Origin of the sequence: Aphanothece sacrum FPU1 (assembly GCF_003864295.1) — a bacterium.
Taxonomy (GTDB): domain Bacteria; phylum Cyanobacteriota; class Cyanobacteriia; order Cyanobacteriales; family Microcystaceae; genus Aphanothece_B; species Aphanothece_B sacrum.
In genome coordinates this window covers 425952-446685 of the sequence record NZ_BDQK01000013.1, presented here as the reverse complement: position 1 = coordinate 446685, position 20734 = coordinate 425952, and the positions used below count along the sequence as shown (strand labels likewise).

The window sequence follows — 20734 nt, the reverse complement described above, 5'->3', positions numbered from 1 at the left end:
AGGGTTTATATTTTATGCCCTCATTCTGCTTATTGCTAACTTAGAGCTTCTGTTAAGAACGTGGTGCTAAGCTGTCACGAATCTAAATTGGTAGTTGAGACGGCAAGGGAGCAGGGAGAAAGAGCTTGAGCTTTTGTACTAAAATTCTCTATAACCATTTTAAATGCGTCTTAGCTTAGACTGAAGGCATTAATTGGGCTAAATTGACCTATGACCATTGGGATTCCCTCCGGGACGGCAACGCCGAACGGCCAACAAATACAACAGAAACCGCTTAACTTTGATGAGTTTCTCGCCTGTTATGGTGGTGATAACCGCTATGAACTGATTGATGGAGAAGTATTCGACTTGGAACCAACTGGCCAAAATGAGGAAGTTGCCGCTTTCATTACTACAAAGATCTGTGTCGAGATCGACGGAATAGGTTTACCTTGGTTTGTGCTTCAGAGGGGACTATTGTGCCCTTCTAATACTGATATGACAGCATTTAGACCTGATGTTGCCGTTGTTGATCGAAACTAACTTACTAAAGAACTGCTTTGGTCTGACCAGTCGATCCTAACTCTGGGTAGTTCAATTAAATTTGTCGCGGAAGTTGTGAGTAGCAACTGGCAAAATGATTATGCGCGAAAGGTTGAAGACCCGTATTATTTCTGCAAGAAAAGCGACGAAATATGAAGAACGAACCTACTTCGAGCAACTCTCAAACTGATTGGCAACGATTGGATGCGATGAGTGATGAAGATATTGATTTATCAGATTGTCCAGAGATTACGCCGGAAATGTTTGCTAAGCCTACGAATTATAAGCTTTACTTATCACCACAGGTACGGGAGAGCCAAAATCAATAACAATGTATTGACACATTTATTATTCATTTGCTATACTACATAGTAAGAAACCGCAGATAAGTTGAAATAAAATTTAGGACTTTTCTGTTCCCTATACTTTTTTAAGCCCAAAATTACATCCTAAACAACATTTTTCTGGCGATTACAACAAAACTTGTAAGGGAAAAGAAAAAACCATGCCTAATAATACAGTAAACATTCCTATCCCCTTTTCTACGATCATTATTGGCACTAATGATGGTGAAATTCTAATAGGAACATCAGAACATGATGTTATTGATGGTCGAGGCGGAAATGATAATATTTCGGGACTCATCGGCAACGACGCTATCTCTGGTGATAAAGGAAATGACACCATTGATGGAGGTGAAGGTAACGATCTAATCTTTGGTCATGACGGCTATGATAGTGTCTCTGGTGGCAGTGGACAAGATGTCTTAATAGGAGTTAACCCCACATCAGGATTTGGCACTTTTGAACAAGATATCTTAACAGGAGGAGCGGATCAAGATCTATTTGTTTTAGGGGACAAAAATCATGTTTATTACAATGATAATGATGCCACCACGCCAGGAAGTGGAGACTATGCTTTAATTACTGATTTTACCCCTGGTCAAGATGTTATTGAACTCAATGGGTCAGCCGAACTTTATAGCTTAGATTTCTACACTACAAGTGATGGCACAATTAAAGCAGACATTGTTTATGATTCAGGAGTTGCTGCCAGAGGAGAATTAATTGGTATTTTGGAGAATGTTTCCCCAACTTTACAATTGACAGATTCTTCCTTTATTTATCAACAAAATGATTATGAAAGTCTCTACAATCAGATTTTTACCCCTTTGATAGATTTGCCACCAGGAAACTATAACAATGTAACAGGAGTTATCATAACAACGTTCCCGCCTTTTCCTGTTTATCCGTTTCCTATTCCTGGCCCAGTTATTAATACTCCTCCTAATATCATTAACGGAACCCGAAGAAATGATATTTTAGTTGGTACGGATGGCAGAGATATCATTTACGGTTTCCAAGGGAATGATGATCTTTCGGGCCTCGGTGGTAATGATTCAATTTTTGGCGGACAAGGACATGACACCATCTCTGGTGGAGATGGAGATGATAGTCTAGAAGGAGGTTTAGGTAATGATGTCATTACTGGTGACGCAGGAAATGACTTTATCTCAGGAGATCAGGGTAATGATGACCTCAGTGGTGGTTTAGGCAATGACACCATTTCAGGTGGAGACGGAAGCGACACCCTCTCTGGTGATGAAGGCAATGATGATATTTCAGGTGGAAATGGCAATGATCAGTTGAGTGGTGGTTTAGGTAATGACACCATTTTAGGAGAACAAGGACACGACACCATTTCAGGAGGAGACGGAGACGACAACCTTGACGGTGGTAGTGGTAGTGATGTCATTACTGGTGACGCAGGAAATGATGTTATCTCTGGACAACAAGGAAATGATGTTCTTAGTGGTGGTTTAGGCAATGACACCCTTTTTGGTGGCCAGGGGCAAGATAGCATCGCTGGTGGAGACGGAAACGACAATATTGAAGGTGGTAATGGCCATGATGTCCTTAGTGGAGGTTTAGGCCAAGACACTATTTCTGGTGGCCAGGGACGGGACAAGCTTTTTGGTGACGCAGGAAGTGACCTGCTTTCTGGTGGAGACGGGAATGATACTTTAATTGGGGCTAATATTAGCTTAGGTGGTGCTTTTGAACAAGATACTTTAACAGGAGGTTCTGGTGGCGATCGCTTTATCTTAGGAGATGCCAATAAAGTCTATTATGATGATGGTGATCCGGTTTCTCTGGGTGAATTTGATTATGCTTTGATTACTGATTTCCAAGCTGATCAAGATGTTATTCAATTACATGGCCCCATTGAGTATTATAAGCTTGATTTTTATACAACTTCACAAGGATCAATTAATGCTGCTGTGTTGTACGATCCAGGAGTAACAGCCCGTCGAGAACTCATTGGTATTATTCAGGATGTTTCTGCCAATCTCAACTTAACTGATAGTTCCTTTGTTGTTGTTTAGATAATAAGACTGACAAAGAAGCGTTTCACTGGTACAATGCTTGTGAAACTTTTTTTTTGTGAGAAATTTGATAAACAATAAATTTCCCATTGGACAAACCTTAACCGGAGTCACAGTTATTGAAGACAAAGACTTTGGTGGAAATGAACTCTGTCTAGAACAAGTGAAATTACTTTTTCTAGAACAAACAATTATTCTCTTACCAATATCTGATACAGATGAAATAAAAATCATCAAAGAGAATAAAGTTGATAAGTACATAACAAATAGTCCTTCTTGGTGTGAATCTTTTATCAACAAAAAATTAATGACCGTCTGGGTATGTGATAACGATCAAGGATATCAAGATCAAGTTATTTTTGCTTTTGGTTATCTACGACCTAGTCTTGCTTTTGTTTCTGAAGGTTCAGTGATTAAAGTATTTAACTATGAGCCAATTTACCGTGTTTTGTCTGACACAAAATTACAGTATAATCAAGTTCTTATCAGTTAAATAAAATCAATGTCTACGGTCATGAACGATGAAACCTTACCAGAATTTAATGAAATTTGGCAGCAAACATTAGGATGGCAACCTCATCAACAACAACAAGAACAATACCAAAGATTATATCAAGAAATTCTAGCAGCTAATCGCCAAATTAATCTCACTCGAATTACTGATCCTAATGAGTTTTGGGAAAAACATCTTTGGGATTCTTTAGCAGGTGTTATCGGCATAGATTTAGTTAATCCTAACAATTTATTACAAGTTATTGACATTGGAACCGGAGCCGGATTTCCTGGAATTCCCATTGCGATCGCTTTTCCTAATTGGCAAATTACCTTATTAGATTCAACGCGCAAAAAAGTTAATTTTATTGACTGTCTTTTGCCGATTTTAGAACTTAAAAATTGTCAAACTTTAAACGGAAGATCAGAAGAAATTGGACAAACTAAACACTATCGAGAAAATTATAATATAGCCTTAATTAGAGCAGTAGGAGAACCTTCTATTTGTGCTGAATATGCCTTACCCTTATTAAAAATAGGGGGAATTGCTATATTATATCGAGGACATTGGCAAGAAGAAGAAACCTTAAAACTTGAATTAGCATTAAAACAATTAGGGGGTAAAATGGCTTTAATTAGACCCTTACAAACCCCACTAACTCAAAGTGTCCGTCATTTTATTTATATACAAAAAATTGTTAAAACTCCCCCTCAATTTCCCCGTCAGGTTGGCATTCCTAAACAACATCCTTTATAAACTTTTTATTGTGGCATGGTTTTACATACTAGGTTTGGTATAACCGATTAATTTAATTTTAAAATAGTAACAATGATTATGATAAGGGATGTTTTAATTTAATTATTAATCCTTCTTTGGCTAAGACAGTATTAGGAAATACTGATATTGCTTGTTCTCCAATACGATCTAAACAATCATCATTATGGGCAGGATCATGATGAAAAAGAACTAAGTTTTTAACATTAACAGCTTTGGCTATCTTAACCGCTTCTTGCCAAGTAGAATGACCCCATCCCACTTTACTAGAACCCTTCTGATAGTATTCTTCATCAGTATAAGTAGTATCAATAATTAACACATCAGCATCTTGTGCTAATCTTAAAACATTCTCATCAAGACGATCAGGAAAATGCTCTGTATCCGTAATATAAACGGCTGTTGAACCTTTCCAACTAACACGATACCCTAATGCTTCCCCTGGATGATTTAACTTTCCTGTGGTAATAATAACATCCCCAATTGTAATTTTTCCTTCAGCTTCTATATCATAGAATTCTAAATTTGCTTGCATAATTTGTAAAGGAACTGGAAAATTAGGATGCAACATTTGATCATGAAGACGTTGTTTAATTGTTGCTCCATTGGGGGCCGGTAAACCATAAATATTAAACTTATTTCCCTTAATAAAAGCAGGAATAAAAAAAGGAAATCCTTGAATATGATCCCAATGAGAATGAGTAAAAAATAAATGGGCCATAAGAGGCATTTCTGATAACATTGACTGTCCTAAAATTCGCAGTCCTGTCCCCCCATCAAAAATTAAGCGTTCTTTTCCCACACGCATTTCTACACAAGAGGTATTCCCCCCATAACGGACGGTTTCGGTTCCAGGACAAGGAATACTCCCCCTAACCCCCCAAAATTTTATTTCAAAGCGATCATCAATATTAGACATAAATTTCCTAAACAAGCGGCTAAAGCAAAACCCTTATTTAATCGGACTATTCACTAGGGTATCAATATGTTGGCTCTATCGGTCGGATTTTTTTGGTCAAGTTTCCCATTCACGGAAAAATACTTACCTTATTTATTAGTTAATGACCTTATTTTTAACATAACTTGACATTGTGTTGTAACTCTTAATAAAAAGAAAGCTCAATATTGACCTAGAGGCTGATAAACTATGATACAAGCCGCGTCTAACAAGGCCAAAATAAAGTAACTTTTTGTTGCTGACTCTATCCGATTAAAGAAAAATCCCTTTAAACAAGCTATGGTCAATACCCTTCAAAAACCTGAGTTTGAGGAACTACGCCCAGGTATCAAAGTTCCTGCTAAAGAAACCATTCTCACCCCTCGCTTTTATACCACAGACTTTGACGCGATGGCCAAGATGGACATTTCAGTCAACGAAGAGGAATTACAAGCCATTCTCGAAGAATTTCGCACTGACTACAACCGTCATCACTTCATTCGCAATGAATTGTTTGATCAATCATGGGAACATATTGATGGGGATACCCGTCGCTTGTTTGTGGAATTTTTAGAACGTTCCTGTACGGCGGAGTTTTCGGGGTTCCTTCTCTACAAAGAATTAGGCAGACGTTTAAAAGGAAAAAGTCCTGTCTTAGCTGAGTGTTTTAATCTGATGTCTCGTGACGAAGCCCGTCATGCGGGGTTCCTTAATAAAGCATTGTCAGATTTTAATATGTCTCTAGATTTAGGCTTTTTAACTAAGAGTCGTAAATACACTTTCTTCGCGCCTAAATTCATCTTTTACGCGACCTATTTATCTGAGAAAATTGGTTACTGGCGTTATATTACCATTTATCGTCATTTAGAACAACATCCCGAAAACAGAGTTTATCCCATTTTCCATTTCTTTGAAAATTGGTGTCAGGATGAAAACCGTCACGGCGACTTTTTTGATGCCATTATGAAGGCTAGTCCTGATATTTTAAATGATTGGAAAGCCCGTCTATGGTGTCGTTTCTTCCTGTTGTCTGTATTTGCGACCATGTATCTTAATGATATTCAACGGTCTGATTTTTATGCGTCTCTGGGATTAGATGCACGAAGTTATGATAAATATGTCATTGAGAAAACCAATGAAACTGCTGGAAGAGTTTTCCCTGTGATGTTAGATGTAGAAAATCCTGAATTCTATGGAACCTTGGAAATCTGCATCAAAAATAACGAAAGATTACGGGAAATTGATGCTTCTAATAGTGCTGAACCCATCAAATTCTTGCAAAAATTACCTGCTTTTGTGTCTAATGGAGTGCAATTCTTAAAACTCTATTTCATGAAGCCTATTCGGGTTGATCAATTAATTGGAACTGTCCGTTAATTTACTCTGGTGGTAATTAAATTTAGTGAAAATTGATCAGGCGGGGGTGAGATATATCTTACCCCTATTTTTAGGGTTTTGATACCCTCTTGTAGGTTGGGTTGAGGAACCAAACCCAACAACCTAAGTTTGAGGAACGAAACCCAACAACCTGATATGGAATCGCTAAATGTTTGCTACAAATAAGGTCGGGTGTAGGGGCGGGTTTTTACAACAGTTTATGCTTCTAACCAGGATATTAGATAAACCCGCCCCTAGAGGACTTATGTAGCATTCTTTTTTCCATTTCATATGAGTTAGGAGTTATCGCAGTTTGTAGGTTGGGTTGAGGAACGAAACCCAACCAAACCCCTGTGTTGGGTTTCACTATCGTTCAACCCAACCTACATATGCCCCTACTTGATTAATTTTCGATAATTTGCTTTTTAAAAAGGGATTTATAATGAGTACAAAACTTTACGAAAAAGACTTTAATTTATGGATAGAACAAACCATTGAACAATTAGCAAACCAGGAATTTGAGTCTTTAGATATTGCTAATCTTATTGAGGAATTAAGAGATTTGGGGAAAGCTGAGAAGAATGCGTTAGAAAGTAATTTAATGATTTTGTTGGCACATTTATTAAAATTAAATATTCAAGCAGATGCACCAGAAACCATGAAAAATAGTTGGTATAATTCAGTAATTGAACATCGAAAACGAATCAAAAAGCAACTTTCTAAAACTCCTTCTCTAAAAGCTTATTTACCCACTATTTTACAAGAAGCTTATACCGATGGCCGAGATATTGCTATAAAAGAAGGAAAAAGGACATCTTTTGGTATTCGTATGCCCAATGAATCTGAATATCCGAGTCAATGTCCTTTTACCTTTCAACAAATTTTGGATGATGATTTTTATGGGGAATATTAAGTAGGTTGATAGAATTTAACACATCTCACAGGCAAGATGCGGCGTGCCACTTCTCAAAAATGAGTCAGGACTGTTATATCCTATTACTTCTTACCTTTTTTAGCTTTTTCTTTAGCCCGTTTAGCGGCAGCTTTTGCTTCTTTTTCAGCCCTTATTTGTTCTTCCTCTGCCTTCTGTTTTTCCTCCTCTAATCTATCTAAATAATAATGATAATCTCCTGGATAAACGACTAAATCTCCATCTCGAACTTCTACAATCTTGTTAGCAACTTTTGAGATGAAATAACGATCATGAGACACTAATAATACGGTTCCATCATATTTAGAAAGTGCTTCTTCTAGCATTTCTTTCGCCGGAATATCTAAATGATTGGTCGGTTCATCAAGAATTAGTAAATTAACCGGAGTCAACAACATTTTAGCTAAAGCAAGTCGGGCTTTTTCACCTCCACTTAAGGCTTCTACTTTTTTAAATGCGCTATCCCCCGTAAACAAAAATTGCCCTAATAATGAGCGAACTTCTACATTTTTCCACTGGGGAACTTCATCATGAATGGTATCAATAACTGTTTTAGTTAAATCTAAAGCCTCTGCTTGGTTTTGCTCAAAATAACCAGGAATAACATTATGTTTACCCAATGTTATTAACCCATCTGTAGGCGTTTCCAGATTCATAATTAAACGGAGTAAAGTAGATTTTCCGCAACCATTTGGTCCTAAAAATGCAATGCGATCGCCTCTTTCAATTAATAATGATGCCTCTAAAAAGAGAATATTTTCATCATAAATATGCACTAAATTTTCAATTATAACTACTTCTTGACCACTGCGAAGAGAAGGAGGAAATTGAAAACGTAAACCCCTTAGATCATTGATAGGTGCATCAACCCGTTCCATTTTATCAAGTTGTTTTTCGCGGCTTTTTGCTTGGGTACTACGAGTAGCACTAGCCCGGAAACGGTCAACAAATACCTGTTGTTTTGCGATTTCTTTTTGCTGACTTTCGTAAGTATTTTGTTGAATCTCACGATTGAATGCTTTTTGTTCAAGATAGGTTGAATAATTACCCAGATAAGTGGTAGAAACTCCCCGTTCTGTTTCCACAATTTGGGTACAAAGACGATCTAAAAATTCCCTATCATGAGAGACAATGACCATCGGAGTATTAAGACCTTTGAGGTATTTTTCTAACCATTCAATTGTCTCTAGATCGAGATGATTTGTCGGTTCATCTAATAATAAAATATCAGGTTTTTGCAGGAGAATCTTTCCTAAACTCATTCGCATTTGCCAACCCCCACTAAAGGCACTGACTAAGCGATCGCTATCTTCTATTTTAAACCCCATTTCTGGCAGAATTTTAGCAATTACAGAATCTAATTCATAACCATTTAAAGCTTCAAATTGTCGTTGTAAAGAATCCAATTTATGAATTAGTTTATCTAGTTCTTCTGGAGTTGCCGTTTCCATCGCTTGTTGCACATGAATTAGTGCTTGATGTACCTTATTTGCTTCCGTAAAAACTGTCCAAAATTCTTCTTGTACGGTTCGACTCGGTTCAACTTCAAATTCTTGCGTTAGATAACCAATATGTAAACTAGCAGGCCGAATAATTTCCCCAGAAGTAGGTTCAATATCCCCCATAATGATTTTAAGTTGGGTGGATTTTCCGGCCCCGTTAACCCCAACTAAACCAATGCGATCGCCTGGTTTAACTTCCCAGGTGACATCTTTTAATACCTCTCCGGTAGAGTAAATTTTGCTGATGTGTTCAAGTCGTAACATTGAATTTTCTCTCGTTTGGGGATACTAAAAGTTTCATATATAAGCACTATAGCAGAAGTTAGAAGCAATAACTAATCATTGTTAATTATCCATTATTTTGTCGTCTATGCCAAGCCATAACTAAGCGAATTTCACTATAACTATAATTGTCTCCTAAATAGGTTTTAATGGGGGTTAAAGATGATTCTTGAAGGGTTGTAAGTGCCTCAATAATAATGGCTTGTTTATCGGGTGATACAAATTGATTAATATCTATAGGTTGATTCATTTCAATAAGTTCTGATATATGAGAATAAATTGTGCTTTCTTTCAATCCTCGTCTTTGGGCAATTTCTGTAATACTTAATCCTTGTTGATAGAGTTCAAGGGTAGTCATATTACTGCGAGAAGGCAAAGAAATAGGTAATATTTGCTCTTGACAAAAAGACCTTATTTCTGAAACAAAATTATCTCCATATTGTTCAGCTTTATATTGAGTTACACCAGAAATTTTCTGAAAATCTTCTACGGTTTGAGGTTTAATATGGGACATTAATCTCAGACTTGAATCGGCAAAAATCACATAGGGAGGAACTCGATTAGCATCGGCAATATACTTGCGTAACTGTTTTAAACGTTCTAATAATAAATCACTTTCTGCTGCTCTAGGATTATAATTTTCTAAGGCTTTAGAAGCAGAAGAATCACTAATAGAAATCTCGACTTTGCGCTCATTTCGGAATATTTCCCAACTCTTTTTATTGAGTTTAAGAATGGGATAACCATCTGTGGTTTCATCTACTAATCCTTGATGAATTAAAGAACGTCCTAACATTTTCCATTCGTTAACACTTCTTTCTTTACCAATGCCATAAGTTGAGAGTAAATGATGTCCATATTGTTCTATTTTCTGCTTTTTTGACCCTCTTAAAACATCAATAATATGAATCATACCAAATTTTTGTTGACAACGAGCAACACAAGAGAGAAATTTTTGGGCTTCAATTGTCCAATCTTCTATTGGTTTAGGGTTAAGACAATTATCACAATTACCACAATTACCCGGAAATCTTTCTCCAAAATAACGTAAAACAATGGTGCGTCTACAGTCAGTACCTTCTGCATAATCTATGACTCGACTTAACTGTTGACGAGCAATCTTTTGTTCTGCTGCACTGCTTTTTTGTTCAATTAAAAATTCAATTTTCTTATAATCTGATAAACTAAAAAATAGGGTACATTTTGCTGGTTCTCCGTCTCTACCTGCTCGTCCTGATTCTTGATAATAACTCTCTAAATTACGAGGTAAGTTATAATGAAGAACAAAGCGAACATCTGGCTTATTAATTCCCATACCAAAAGCAATGGTAGCTACCATTATTTGAACATCATCTCGAATAAAACGAGTTTGATTACTACTTCTGGTTTCATCACTTAATCCCGCATGATAAGGTAAAGCTTTAATGTCATTTTCTTGTAAAAGAAAAGCTACTTCATCAACAATTTTACGACTAAAACAATAAATAATTCCTGACCCTTTTTGACGGCGAACATATTTAACTAATTCAAGATAATTATTACCAGATCTAGGAACTACTTCATAATATAAATTAGGTCGATCAAAACTAGCAAGATGAACTCCTGGTTCTCTGAGATTTAATTGTTGTACAATATCTTCTCTAACTCGTTTAGTTGCTGTGGCAGTTAAAGCAAATACAGGAACTTGAGGATATCGTTTACGCAGTTGTCTTAATTGTCGATATTCTGGACGAAAATCATGACCCCATTCTGATACACAATGGGCCTCATCAATGGCAAAAGCAGATAGTCCTATTTTAGAAGCAATAAAATCAAGAAAAGGAAGAAATTTGTCATTTAATAATCTTTCTGGGGCCACATAAAGTAATTTAATTTTACCTTTAATAATAGCTTGTTCTCGTGATTGTAATTGTTCCCAACTTAGGGTACTATTAAGAAAGGTCGCCCCAATTCCATTGTCTAATAAAGAATCTACTTGATCCTGCATTAAGGCAATTAAAGGAGAGACAACTACACTTAATCCTGGTTTCAGAAGGGCCGGCAGTTGGAAACATAAAGACTTGCCTCCTCCTGTGGGCATAATAATTAATAAATCTCTATTTTGTAGAGCTTCTTCGACAATTTTAGCCTGTCCTGGACGAAAAGTATCGTAACCAAAAAAATGTTTTAGGGACTGTTCAAGAGAATCAAAATTAGACATCATTAGATAATGGATAATTGTTTAAGAGAAAAGACAAGCGGTAGGAAACAGGAAATATTCTAAGAAAAAGAGTTTCCAAATAAACTGATAAAATTGAGTAATTTCTCCTTTATTGTCTAAATCAACTCCTTGACTACGCCAAATTATTAACCCTAATAAGCTAAGGTGAGAAGATATTAAAATCCAAGAATTTATACCAGATATCTGAAATATTCCTATCACAATCATGGTCAAATAACAAAAAATAATGATGCCACAAGTTATCTTGAAAATACTAGATTTTCCTAGTAATAAAGTAAAAGTTATGATATTATATTGTTTATCACCTTCGAGATCTGGAACATCTTTAAAAATGGCGATCGCTACAGTAAATACTACAATAAAACCAGTTAAAATCCAAATAGAAGGAAGCAAAAAAGCAGTATTACTGAGACGGCTGGTAAAATACAAAAATAATCCTAGATTAACAATTAAACCCCTTACAGTAAAAATACATAAAGCGGCAAAAAAAGGAAATCTTTTCAGACGAATAGGTGGCAAAGAATAAGCTGTCCCAATGACTAAACTAATGCCAATAGTTGCCAATAACCACCAACCAAAAATAAAACCTAATACTAAGGATAAAATACCTGTAATTGCAACAATTAATATGCCTTGTTTAACCGAAAATTCTCCCGCAGCAATAGGTAAATGAGGTTTATTAATCTGATCAATTTCTCGATCTTCTAATTGATTCAATCCTACAATATAAATATTGCCACATAAACAAGCCATTAAAGCCCCTAATAAATAAACGAAATTACTTAAATTAATAACATTATTAGTAGCTGGCAAAGCAATAAAATATAAACATAAAACACTTAAACTCGTGCCAAAAATGGTATGAGGACGGGAAAACTTCCAAAAACTCCATAATCCAGAAAAAATAGAGGCTGTAAAATTTTTAGGCTTCACCAAAGAAATTTGAGGCATAGAATAACTTTAGTCTTTCTTTTTATGTTGATACTTTATTAAATCATAAAGGGTTTTATAATTAATGTCGCAACCCTAATTAATCTTTTCTCCTCCCCACCTTATAATCATGCTTTGGCCCTACAAAACTCCTGGCATTCCTGACGAACTATTTGAACGTTTACCAGGTATTCCTCTAAGTAAACGCGAAGTACGTCTATTGCTGGTTTCTGCCCTCAGACTTAAATCAAACTCAGTCATCTGGGATATTGGCGCAGGAACTGGAACAATTCCTGTAGAAATAGGTTTACTTTGCCCAGAAAATACCATTATTGCCGTAGAACGGGACGAAGATGTAGTTAAATTAATTCGGCAAAATTGTGATCGCTTTGGAGTCGAGAACGTCAAAATCTTTGAAGGAAAGGCCCCCGACTGTCTAGGGGAACTACAACCCCTACCCGATAGGGTGTGTATCGAAGGAGGTCGTCCCATTAAAGAGATAATACTCAAAGTTTGGCAATATTTAAAGCCAGAAGGACGTTTAGTCGCCACAGCCGGAAATTTAGAAACTTTATATCTCATCTCTGAAGGATTATCCGAATTACAAGCGCGTAACATAGAAGTAGTACAATCAGGCATCAACCGTTTAGAAACGCGAGGGATAAATCAAACTTTTGCGGCCGTTGACCCTATTTTTATCCTAAGTGGAGAGAAATTTTAAGGGAATAAAAATGGGACTACCAAGAATTCAAGGAAATTTATACAATTTAGGTAGCATAATTTGTTAACCTTTCATAAAGAATTCTTAACATCGTGCTTACCTTACTTCCCATTTAACTCTTACGGTTACTTATGCCCTGGACTCGCATTGTCAGTACAATTGTTGCTCTAGCCCTTGCTTTGGCAATGCTTATTATCGGAGGATGGTATTTTACCCTGGGATTTTGTGTCATTGTCTTCCTGGGACAGTTAGAATACTTTCAGTTAGTAAGAGCTAAAGGCATTGCACCAGCAGGGAAAACAACCCTTGTTCTGTCTCAAATATTACTCATTACCTCTGCGGTGGCTTCTTCCCTTACAGATGCCCTATTTCCTTTGACTGGGGCCTTGATTTGTTTTTATCTGTTATTCCAACCAAAATTAGCCACCATTGCTGATATTTCAACCTCTATTTTAGGATTATTTTATGGAGGATATTTGCCGAGTTATTGGGTAAGATTACGAGTAGGATTTACTCATCCTGTCCCTACCATAGACATTGCTAGTAGTAACTTACACTTGATGGGATATTGGCCGGAGTCTTGGACTCATCCTAAATTATTTCCTCCTGCTTTAACCGTTACTTTTTTAGCGTTTGGTTGTATTTGGGCTGCTGATATTGGGGCTTATATTATGGGAAAATGGTTAGGGAAAACTCGCTTATCAGATATTAGTCCGAAAAAAACAGTAGAAGGGGCATTTTTTGGAATATTAGGCAGTGTTATTGTCGCAGAAATTGGGGCTTGGTATCTGGAATGGCCCTATTGGTATATGACAGGAATGTTATTAGGAGTATTAATTGGGATTGTTAGCTTATTAGGGGATTTAACTGAATCGATGATGAAACGAGATGCTGGAGTAAAAGATTCAGGACAGTTAATTCCAGGTCATGGAGGTATTTTAGATAGAACGGATAGTTATGTTTTTACAGCCCCTTTAGTTTACTATTTTGTCACCTTATTTTTACCATTATTACAGTAGAAAGACTTTGGCTTAAAATTTGTTGACTAACTTAAAAAATAGATTAAAAATCCTGTTTTCACAATATTTATATTTTCATTGATTTTTTAACCTATTAATTGTATCCCACATTCCGCACTTCAAAAAAGTAGTATTAAATACTACAGTCTTTTCTAATTTGTTCTAAGTATAATTGCTTAAAGAAGATGAGGCAAAAAGATGAGATAATTGTTTGAGTTATCCACCATAAAGAAAAACGAAAAAGTGTCTTATCTAGAAGAAATAGAAGTTAAAAATATAGACCATTTAGGCATAGTAGCCGGATTAATTGATGAAATAGGAATAGTCAAAATAATCAATAATAAATTAGGAATAGATGTCAGAGAAAAAATCTCAGCAGGCACGGTAGTTAAGTCCATTCTCATCAATGGACTAGGATTTGTCTCAAGACCCCTATATTTATTTAGCCAATTTTTTGAAGATAAAGCCGTCGAAAAATTATTAGGAGAAGGAATAGAACCTAATTATATAAATGATGATAAAATTGGGAGAGTCATGGATGAATTATATAAATATGGACTAAATAATCTCTTTATAGAAGTTATCTTAGAAGTTATAAATAAATTTGAAATAGAGATTAAATATTCCCATTTAGATGCCACATCATTCCATCTAGATGGAGAATATAAAAGTGAAGAAAAATACGAGAAAGAGCAAGAAGAAAAGATTATAAAAGAAAGACCAATTTTTATTAAGAAAGGATACTCTCGTGACCATCGACCAGACTTAAAACAATGCGTTTTAGACTTAATAACAACCCAAGATGGAGACTTACCCTTATTTGTCAGAGTTGGAGATGGAAATGAGGCTGACAAAGCCGTATTTGGAAAAATCTTAGTAGAATTTAAAAAACAAATAGAGTTTGACAGTATCATGGTCTGTGATAGTGCTTTATATAGTCAAGAAAATCTCAAACTAATCCAACATTTAAAATGGATAACTAGGGTTCCAATGACCCTCAAAAAAGCGAAAGAATTAATACAAAATGTAGAAATAGAAGAAATAACAGATGACGAAAAAAAGAAAAGAAGTCACCTACATTTAGAAGGTTATACTTGGAAAGAGGAAATAGTAACTTATGGTGGAATCAAGCAAACTTGGTTAATAGTATCAAGTGAAAAAAGACAAAAAAGTGACTTAGAGAAACTAGAAAAACAACTCAAACAAGAAGAAGATAAATGCCAAAAACTTCTTAAACAATTACAATCTGAAGAATTTGAGCATCCCCAATCTGCTAGATATAAATTAAAAGCCATTAACAAAAAACTGAGATTTTTTGAAATAATAGAAGTTGAACTTATTGAAGCTTGCTCTAAGAAAAATGAAACGATTTATAAAATTGTTGGTCTGGCTCAGAAAAATAATGAAGAGATAGCTAAAAGAACTAAAGAATCAGGGAGATTTATTTTAGCGACTAACTTAGTAGAGGAAAATAAATTAGAGCCGACTGAAATTCTCATAACTTATAAAAATCAGCAATCTTCTGAAAGAGGATTTCGATTCTTGAAAGATCCTTTATTTTTTGCCGATAGTTTTTTTGTCGAGAAACCGGAAAGAATAGAGACAATGTTATTTTTGATGTCTTTCTGTTTGCTCCTGTATAACTTGGGACAAAGAGAACTAAGAAAGTGTTTAAAAAGAGCCAAGGTAGGAGTCAAAAATCAAGTTGGTAAATTAACAGAGCGTCCTACATTGAGATGGATGTTTCAATGTTTCCAAGGGATTCATTTTGTAATTTTAAACGAAGTAAAACAGATTGTTAATTTAACGGAAGAAAGACGTTTTATTTTAAGTTGTTTGCCCGCATCTTGTCAAAAATATTATCTATAATTTTAAGCAAATACAACAAAAAGAATAAATCGATAAGAGTTGAATAATATTCACAGAGGAGGGGAAATACTCCTCTGTTTGTGGTGACTTCTTCTAATTTTCAACGAGTTAAAATATTCTAAATTTGATAAGTTCACCCAAACATCTGATGGATTGAGAATTTTTCTTTATTCCATCTGAATTTTTTGCCTTTTCAAAGCTCTGTATTTTTTAATACTACATTTTGAAGTGCGGAATCTAAGTTGTATAATATCTAGCTAGCATTTTTTCTATTCAAAGTCTTCTTGAATTTCTTATTATATTCTCAGGAAATTATCACGAATTATTCAGATTACTGAAGCTTAATGGCTCATGAATTCGATTTTTTTTAGGGATCAAATATCTATATGAATACTCTCACAATGTCTTTAAAGCTCCGTGCTATGATCACCCTACTCACAGCCGGGTCTTTATTAACTTTTGCCTCTGCTGCCTCTGCTGCCAAGCTGAAAGTTACCATCACTAACCTATCTCCTACCAATGGAACCTTTTTAACTCCTCTATGGGTAGGTTTTCATAACGGTGGCTTTGATATTTATGATCGCGGTGTCTCCTTAAATGCATTTCCTGGTACTGAAGCTCTGATAGAAGATGGAAACACTGGGCCCATCTCTGCCCAGTTTAATGCCGTTGGTGCTGGCACAGTCCAAGGCACTATAACTGCCCCAGGTGGCTTTCCTGCTGCCCCTGTCATTGATCCGGGTGAAACCACAAGTCTTTCCTTTGAAGTCGATCGTACCCTAGCTAGTAGTCGTTACTTCAGCTATGCTTCAATGATTATCCCTAGTAATGATGCTTTTATTGCTAATGGTAATCCCCTAGCTCATCCTATCTTTGATAATTCAGGTAACTTCATCGGTGCTGACTTTATTGTGTTAGGTTCTAGTGTTCTTGATGGGGGTACAGAGGTCAATGATGAAAGCACCACTAATACAGCTTTCTTTGGACAAGCGACCCCTAATACTGGTGTTGACGAGAACGGTATTGTTGCCCTTCATTCTGGGTTTATTCCTGGTGGCCCAATTTTATCAGATCCCCGATTTGCTAATGCAAATTTCCTAGCTCCTGGTTATCAGGTCGCTCGCATTCAGGTAGAATTAGTTCCTGAACCCCTTACCATTTTAGGTTCGGCAATAGCTCTAGGATTTGGTAGTTTCTTTAAACGGAAACTTTCTAAAAAACAAAAATAAGATAATCTCTTAAACTCTAAAGAGTTAAGCTATAAAAACAAAGGTTGCCTACGCAACCGAATCATTTAGTCCGCGAAGGCGGACTTTGTTTTTATGGGATTAGGCTTTAGCCTTTTATTAATTATTAGTTTAGCATAGTAAGTCCGGTAAAATAGGGCAATTCATGAATTGCCCCTAAAGTTAACCTTCAATCTTTTGGAGTTTCCAGGTTCCTCCGTCAAATATTGTTAATAATTGCTGATGGTACTGTAACAGAGTCGGTCTATGTCCCACACTAATATAAGTTGTACCCTGTTGAGATAATTGTTGATAGAGAAATTCTTCATTAGTAACATCTAGCGCGCTGGTGGATTCATCTAAAATCGCATAGCGAGGTTGATTAACTAGAATTCTAGCAAAAGCTACCCGTTGTTGTTCCCCTAAAGATAGGGTATTTTCCCAGTTTTCTTGAGCATCAAATCCCCCAAAACGTTCAACTAAATTTGGTAGATTAACCGTTTCTAAAATTTCTTGTAACTTATTATTATCTATTTTTTCTTTGAGTTTAGGATATAGCAACTGTTCCTTTAATGTTCCTACAATCATGTAAGGACGTTGAGGTAAAAATAACATATCTTCAGGTTTTGGACAGAGAATAATTCCTGTTCCTGATGTCCATAATTGAGCAATTGCTCTTAATAGAGAACTTTTACCTGAACCACTTTCTCCCATAATCAATAAATTATCATGGATATTAATAGTAACCGAAAGGTTTTCTATCAGAGTTCTTACATAATTTGGAGTTTTTAAAGTAACTTGATTAAGCTCTATTTGAGACTTGTATTCATAATCAATATAAGTCACTTCAACTTGGAAATCATCTGTCATTTTTCTGGTACTAGAAGAATCATCTAAAGATTCATAAAATTCTCCTAAACGGGTAATACTAGCAGCAAATTCAGTAATATCTTTCATATTATCCGTAATTAGGGAAAGAGCAGAGAACACTTGTGAAAAAGCAACATCAGCTTGAAGAATTGCTCCAAAATCTAACTTACCTGACAGATACAATGGAGCAACAATAAGATAAGGAATAACGACAGGAATATAAGTATACGCCCTCTGAAATAAAACAAGAATTGATTGCCATATAATTAAGAAATCAAAGTTTTTTATAGCTGCCATCAGTTGCTTAATAACTTGACCTTGTTCTAGTTCTTCTCCTCTATAAAACGCAATAGATTCAGCATTATTTCGTACTCGAACTAAACTATAACGAAAATCAGCTTCAAAACGTAATTGTTCATAATTAATACCAATTAATCGTTTGCCTATCTTAATACCTGCTAGAGTTCCCAATATCCCATAAGCTAATAATGCAAACATTAACTCTGGAGAAATACTGTAAAGAATTGCTGTAAAAGAAAAGAGACTCAGAATGGCTGATAAAATATCTAAAAGGAAATTTAAAGTAACACCTGTAAAAGATTTAATATCTTGACTAATACGTTGATCAGGGTTGTCAATTTCTGGGTTAATCGAATTAGAATCAAGCTCATAATAAGAGCGATTTTTAAAATAACGTTCTAACAAGCTTTTTGTTAACCATTCTCGCCAGAGTAAGCCTAATTTTTCCCTAGTATAACGATAAATAGTAATGATGGGTATGGCAGCCACAAAAATAAGGAAAATGACCATTATATACTGCCAAAAAACAGGCGCATTTTTCTCATTTAGAGCAGTTTGAATTAACCGTAAAGCATAGCTAATAACCACATTTAAGCCATTAACAGCAAACAATAAAAATAACAGAAGTCCCAGAAAAGACCATTGTATCCATTTATTCTCAATTTTTTGTTTCTGAGAAGCAAAACTTATGGCAAAAATTAAAAATGCGCCTAATGAAATATAAAGAATAGGACTATTTAATAAACTGTTGATACCAGTAATTAAATCTTTAGCAAAACTATTAAAAAAAGCAGGAAGAACAGCTTCACCTAAAAAAGTTAATCCAACCGTCAGGAAGAAAGCGAAAGAAATAACCCCTAATAATAAAGTAAAAATCAATCCGAAAAAAAGTCGAGTTTGCCCCGCAGCAACTGGAAAAAAATAAGGTTGTGCTATTTCAATGAAACGTAGCCAAAGTTTCTTATTAAACTCAAAACGAGAAGAATTTGTCATTAAATTATTAGGTATTTAATCTTGAAAATTTCAACAAAATTAAATATAGCCTACAGTAAAAAGTATTAAAAGTCAAGTTGAATTTTGAATTATCCGCAGGGGTAAACGGGCAAGATGCCCATTCCACAAAAGAAGCCCATTGCCTATTCCACACAAGATGCCTATTCCACAAAAATTTTGTCATTTAGTGATATGATAATGATTAGCATCAAAATTCTCAAGGTAAATCTATGTATTGTCTTGGCTTAATGAGTGGCACATCTGTAGATGGAATTGATGCCGCTTTAGTAAAAATCACCGGAACAGAATTAGATTTAAAGATAAATTTTATAGCAGGAATTACTCATTGTTATCCAGAAAAACTCAGGCATCAAATATTAGAAGTATGTGCAGAACAAAAACTTTCTATGACAGAATTTGCTCAATTAGATGAAGCGATAGCCTTCTCTTTTGTCGAAGCAGTTAATCAACTAAAAAATAATAATACTCCTATAGAATTAATTGGTTCCCATGGACAAACTGTCTTTCATCGTCCCCCAGAAAAAGATGAATTAGGCTATAGTTTACAATTAGGCAGAGGGGCAATAATTGCGAATTTAACAAAAATTCCTACGGTTAATAATTTTCGCGTTGCTGATATGGCAGCCGGGGGACAAGGTGCGCCTTTAGTCCCCAAAGTAGATGCCTATATTTTGAGTCATCCTAATCATTATCGTTGTGTGCAAAATATCGGCGGCATTGGCAATGTAACTTATTTACCTCCTCGTCAAGAAATAGACTGGGAAAATAAAGTTATGGGATGGGATACAGGCCCAGGTAACGTATTAATTGATCTGGCAATTCAAAAATTAACAAACGGCCAAAAAACCTACGATAAAAATGGAGAATGGGCAGCCAAAGGAACCCCTAATCAATCTTTAATTAAACAATGGTTAAATCAGGAATTCTTTCAAAAAGAACCTCCAAAATCCACCGGGCGTGAATTATTTAGCGTAGAATTTTTAGAAAAATGTTGGCAAGAATCACTTGCTTATCAATTATCAGAAGAAGACTTTTTAGCAACAATTACCGACTTTACCGCCGCTTCTATTGCTGATAGTTATGGTCAATTTATTAAACAACCTATTAATGAAGTTCTTTTATGTGGAGGAGGAAGTCACAATTTATACTTAAAACAAAGACTAAAACAACACTTACCCCAGGCCAATATTTTAACTACTGATGAAGTCGGTATGAATGCAGATTATAAAGAAGCGATCGCCTTTGCGGTACTTGCTTATTGGCGGTTTGTCAAGGGTGTACCAGGCAATTTACCCAAAGTAACAGGGGCCAAACAACCAATGTTACTCGGTGATGTCCATCTTCCCTTATGAGTATGTAG

16 protein-coding genes and 1 pseudogene are annotated in these 20734 nt (G+C 35.6%); 12 read left to right on the top strand and 5 right to left on the bottom strand.

All coding sequences use genetic code 11. From position 1 onward, the window contains the following. The first annotated feature begins 210 nt into the window (after positions 1 to 210). From AsFPU1_RS12700 to rsmG, 5 genes are all read left to right on the top strand, one after another. Positions 211 to 522: a PDDEXK family nuclease gene (locus AsFPU1_RS12700; protein ID WP_227873541.1), complete on the top strand. Its 312-nt coding sequence runs from the start codon at positions 211 to 213 to the stop codon at positions 520 to 522. Between the two features lie 152 nt (positions 523 to 674). After that, the gene (locus AsFPU1_RS22660) at positions 675 to 851 is read left to right on the top strand and encodes a hypothetical protein (protein ID WP_172957511.1); all 177 of its coding nucleotides are present in this window, start codon (positions 675 to 677) and stop codon (positions 849 to 851) included. A 176-nt stretch (positions 852 to 1027) separates the two neighbouring features. Next, a complete protein-coding gene (locus AsFPU1_RS12695; RefSeq protein WP_124975293.1) occupies positions 1028 to 2908 on the top strand; it encodes a calcium-binding protein in 1881 nt (626 codons plus the stop codon). Positions 2909 to 2966: 58 nt separating this feature from the next. Beyond that, positions 2967 to 3401, top strand: a complete 435-nt coding sequence (locus tag AsFPU1_RS12690) for a DUF6334 family protein (protein ID WP_227875720.1) — start codon at positions 2967 to 2969, stop codon at positions 3399 to 3401. Between the two features lie 9 nt (positions 3402 to 3410). After that, entirely contained in the window at positions 3411 to 4157 is a 747-nt protein-coding gene (rsmG, locus tag AsFPU1_RS12685) for a 16S rRNA (guanine(527)-N(7))-methyltransferase RsmG (protein ID WP_227873540.1), read from the top strand. A 76-nt stretch (positions 4158 to 4233) separates the two neighbouring features. Here the strand turns inward: rsmG and AsFPU1_RS12680 are convergent, their stop codons facing one another. Then, positions 4234 to 5094 (bottom strand): MBL fold metallo-hydrolase, encoded by an 861-nt coding sequence (locus AsFPU1_RS12680; RefSeq protein WP_124975289.1) that lies wholly within the window; start codon positions 5092 to 5094, stop codon positions 4234 to 4236. Positions 5095 to 5412: 318 nt separating this feature from the next. Here AsFPU1_RS12680 and acsF point away from each other — a divergent pair, with 318 nt between their 5' ends. Next, entirely contained in the window at positions 5413 to 6489 is a 1077-nt protein-coding gene (acsF, locus tag AsFPU1_RS12675; protein ID WP_124975287.1) for a magnesium-protoporphyrin IX monomethyl ester (oxidative) cyclase, read from the top strand. A gap of 442 nt (positions 6490 to 6931) precedes the next feature. Further along, positions 6932 to 7402, top strand: coding sequence for a DUF29 domain-containing protein (locus tag AsFPU1_RS12670; RefSeq protein ID WP_124975285.1), 471 nt, complete (start codon positions 6932 to 6934; stop codon positions 7400 to 7402). A gap of 83 nt (positions 7403 to 7485) precedes the next feature. Here AsFPU1_RS12670 and AsFPU1_RS12665 read toward each other — a convergent pair whose 3' ends face one another. The 3 genes from AsFPU1_RS12665 to AsFPU1_RS12655 form a co-directional block, all read right to left on the bottom strand. Continuing rightward, the gene (locus AsFPU1_RS12665) at positions 7486 to 9186 is read right to left on the bottom strand and encodes an ABC-F family ATP-binding cassette domain-containing protein (protein WP_124975283.1); all 1701 of its coding nucleotides are present in this window, start codon (positions 9184 to 9186) and stop codon (positions 7486 to 7488) included. Between the two features lie 85 nt (positions 9187 to 9271). Continuing rightward, a complete protein-coding gene (gene recQ / locus AsFPU1_RS12660) occupies positions 9272 to 11404 on the bottom strand; it encodes a DNA helicase RecQ (RefSeq protein ID WP_227873543.1) in 2133 nt (710 codons plus the stop codon). A gap of 21 nt (positions 11405 to 11425) precedes the next feature. Continuing rightward, positions 11426 to 12376 carry a homogentisate phytyltransferase gene (locus AsFPU1_RS12655; RefSeq protein WP_124975279.1) on the bottom strand — a complete coding sequence of 317 codons (951 nt, stop codon included), beginning with the start codon at positions 12374 to 12376 and terminating at the stop codon, positions 11426 to 11428. Between the two features lie 109 nt (positions 12377 to 12485). Here AsFPU1_RS12655 and cbiT point away from each other — a divergent pair, with 109 nt between their 5' ends. The 4 genes from cbiT (at position 12486) to AsFPU1_RS12635 (ending at position 17193) form a co-directional block, all read left to right on the top strand. After that, complete coding sequence (cbiT, locus tag AsFPU1_RS12650) at positions 12486 to 13076, top strand: precorrin-6Y C5,15-methyltransferase subunit CbiT (protein ID WP_124975277.1); 591 nt, start codon at positions 12486 to 12488, stop codon at positions 13074 to 13076. A 131-nt stretch (positions 13077 to 13207) separates the two neighbouring features. Then, a complete protein-coding gene (locus AsFPU1_RS12645; protein ID WP_124975275.1) occupies positions 13208 to 14095 on the top strand; it encodes a phosphatidate cytidylyltransferase in 888 nt (295 codons plus the stop codon). 243 nt (positions 14096 to 14338) lie between these two features. Beyond that, the gene (locus AsFPU1_RS12640) at positions 14339 to 15964 is read left to right on the top strand and encodes an IS1634 family transposase (protein ID WP_124972238.1); all 1626 of its coding nucleotides are present in this window, start codon (positions 14339 to 14341) and stop codon (positions 15962 to 15964) included. A 386-nt stretch (positions 15965 to 16350) separates the two neighbouring features. Then, the gene (locus AsFPU1_RS12635) at positions 16351 to 17193 is read left to right on the top strand and encodes a PEP-CTERM sorting domain-containing protein (RefSeq protein ID WP_227873539.1); all 843 of its coding nucleotides are present in this window, start codon (positions 16351 to 16353) and stop codon (positions 17191 to 17193) included. Positions 17194 to 17373: 180 nt separating this feature from the next. On the opposite strand, the gene AsFPU1_RS12630 is transcribed toward AsFPU1_RS12635, so the two are convergent. Beyond that, entirely contained in the window at positions 17374 to 19353 is a 1980-nt protein-coding gene (locus tag AsFPU1_RS12630) for an ABC transporter ATP-binding protein/permease (RefSeq protein WP_124975273.1), read from the bottom strand. Between the two features lie 227 nt (positions 19354 to 19580). On the opposite strand from AsFPU1_RS12630, the pseudogene AsFPU1_RS12625 reads away from it, so the two are divergent. After that, positions 19581 to 20726, top strand: a pseudogene (locus tag AsFPU1_RS12625) (anhydro-N-acetylmuramic acid kinase); the annotation flags it as partial. Between the last annotated feature and the right edge of the window lie 8 nt (positions 20727 to 20734).

What these genes read in the sequence shown, in the direction of transcription:
- AsFPU1_RS12700 (WP_227873541.1), top strand. Translation starts at nt 211, where the DNA reads ATGACCATTGGGATTCCCTCCGGGACGGCAACGCCGAACGGCCAACAA.
- AsFPU1_RS22660 (WP_172957511.1), top strand. Translation starts at nt 675, where the DNA reads ATGAAGAACGAACCTACTTCGAGCAACTCTCAAACTGATTGGCAACGA.
- AsFPU1_RS12695 (WP_124975293.1), top strand. Translation starts at nt 1,028, where the DNA reads ATGCCTAATAATACAGTAAACATTCCTATCCCCTTTTCTACGATCATT.
- rsmG (WP_227873540.1), top strand. Translation starts at nt 3,411, where the DNA reads ATGTCTACGGTCATGAACGATGAAACCTTACCAGAATTTAATGAAATT.
- AsFPU1_RS12680 (WP_124975289.1), bottom strand. Translation starts at nt 5,094, where the DNA reads ATGTCTAATATTGATGATCGCTTTGAAATAAAATTTTGGGGGGTTAGG.
- acsF (WP_124975287.1), top strand. Translation starts at nt 5,413, where the DNA reads ATGGTCAATACCCTTCAAAAACCTGAGTTTGAGGAACTACGCCCAGGT.
- AsFPU1_RS12670 (WP_124975285.1), top strand. Translation starts at nt 6,932, where the DNA reads ATGAGTACAAAACTTTACGAAAAAGACTTTAATTTATGGATAGAACAA.
- AsFPU1_RS12665 (WP_124975283.1), bottom strand. Translation starts at nt 9,186, where the DNA reads ATGTTACGACTTGAACACATCAGCAAAATTTACTCTACCGGAGAGGTA.
- recQ (WP_227873543.1), bottom strand. Translation starts at nt 11,404, where the DNA reads ATGTCTAATTTTGATTCTCTTGAACAGTCCCTAAAACATTTTTTTGGT.
- AsFPU1_RS12655 (WP_124975279.1), bottom strand. Translation starts at nt 12,376, where the DNA reads ATGCCTCAAATTTCTTTGGTGAAGCCTAAAAATTTTACAGCCTCTATT.
- cbiT (WP_124975277.1), top strand. Translation starts at nt 12,486, where the DNA reads ATGCTTTGGCCCTACAAAACTCCTGGCATTCCTGACGAACTATTTGAA.
- AsFPU1_RS12645 (WP_124975275.1), top strand. Translation starts at nt 13,208, where the DNA reads ATGCCCTGGACTCGCATTGTCAGTACAATTGTTGCTCTAGCCCTTGCT.
- AsFPU1_RS12635 (WP_227873539.1), top strand. Translation starts at nt 16,351, where the DNA reads ATGAATACTCTCACAATGTCTTTAAAGCTCCGTGCTATGATCACCCTA.
- AsFPU1_RS12630 (WP_124975273.1), bottom strand. Translation starts at nt 19,353, where the DNA reads ATGACAAATTCTTCTCGTTTTGAGTTTAATAAGAAACTTTGGCTACGT.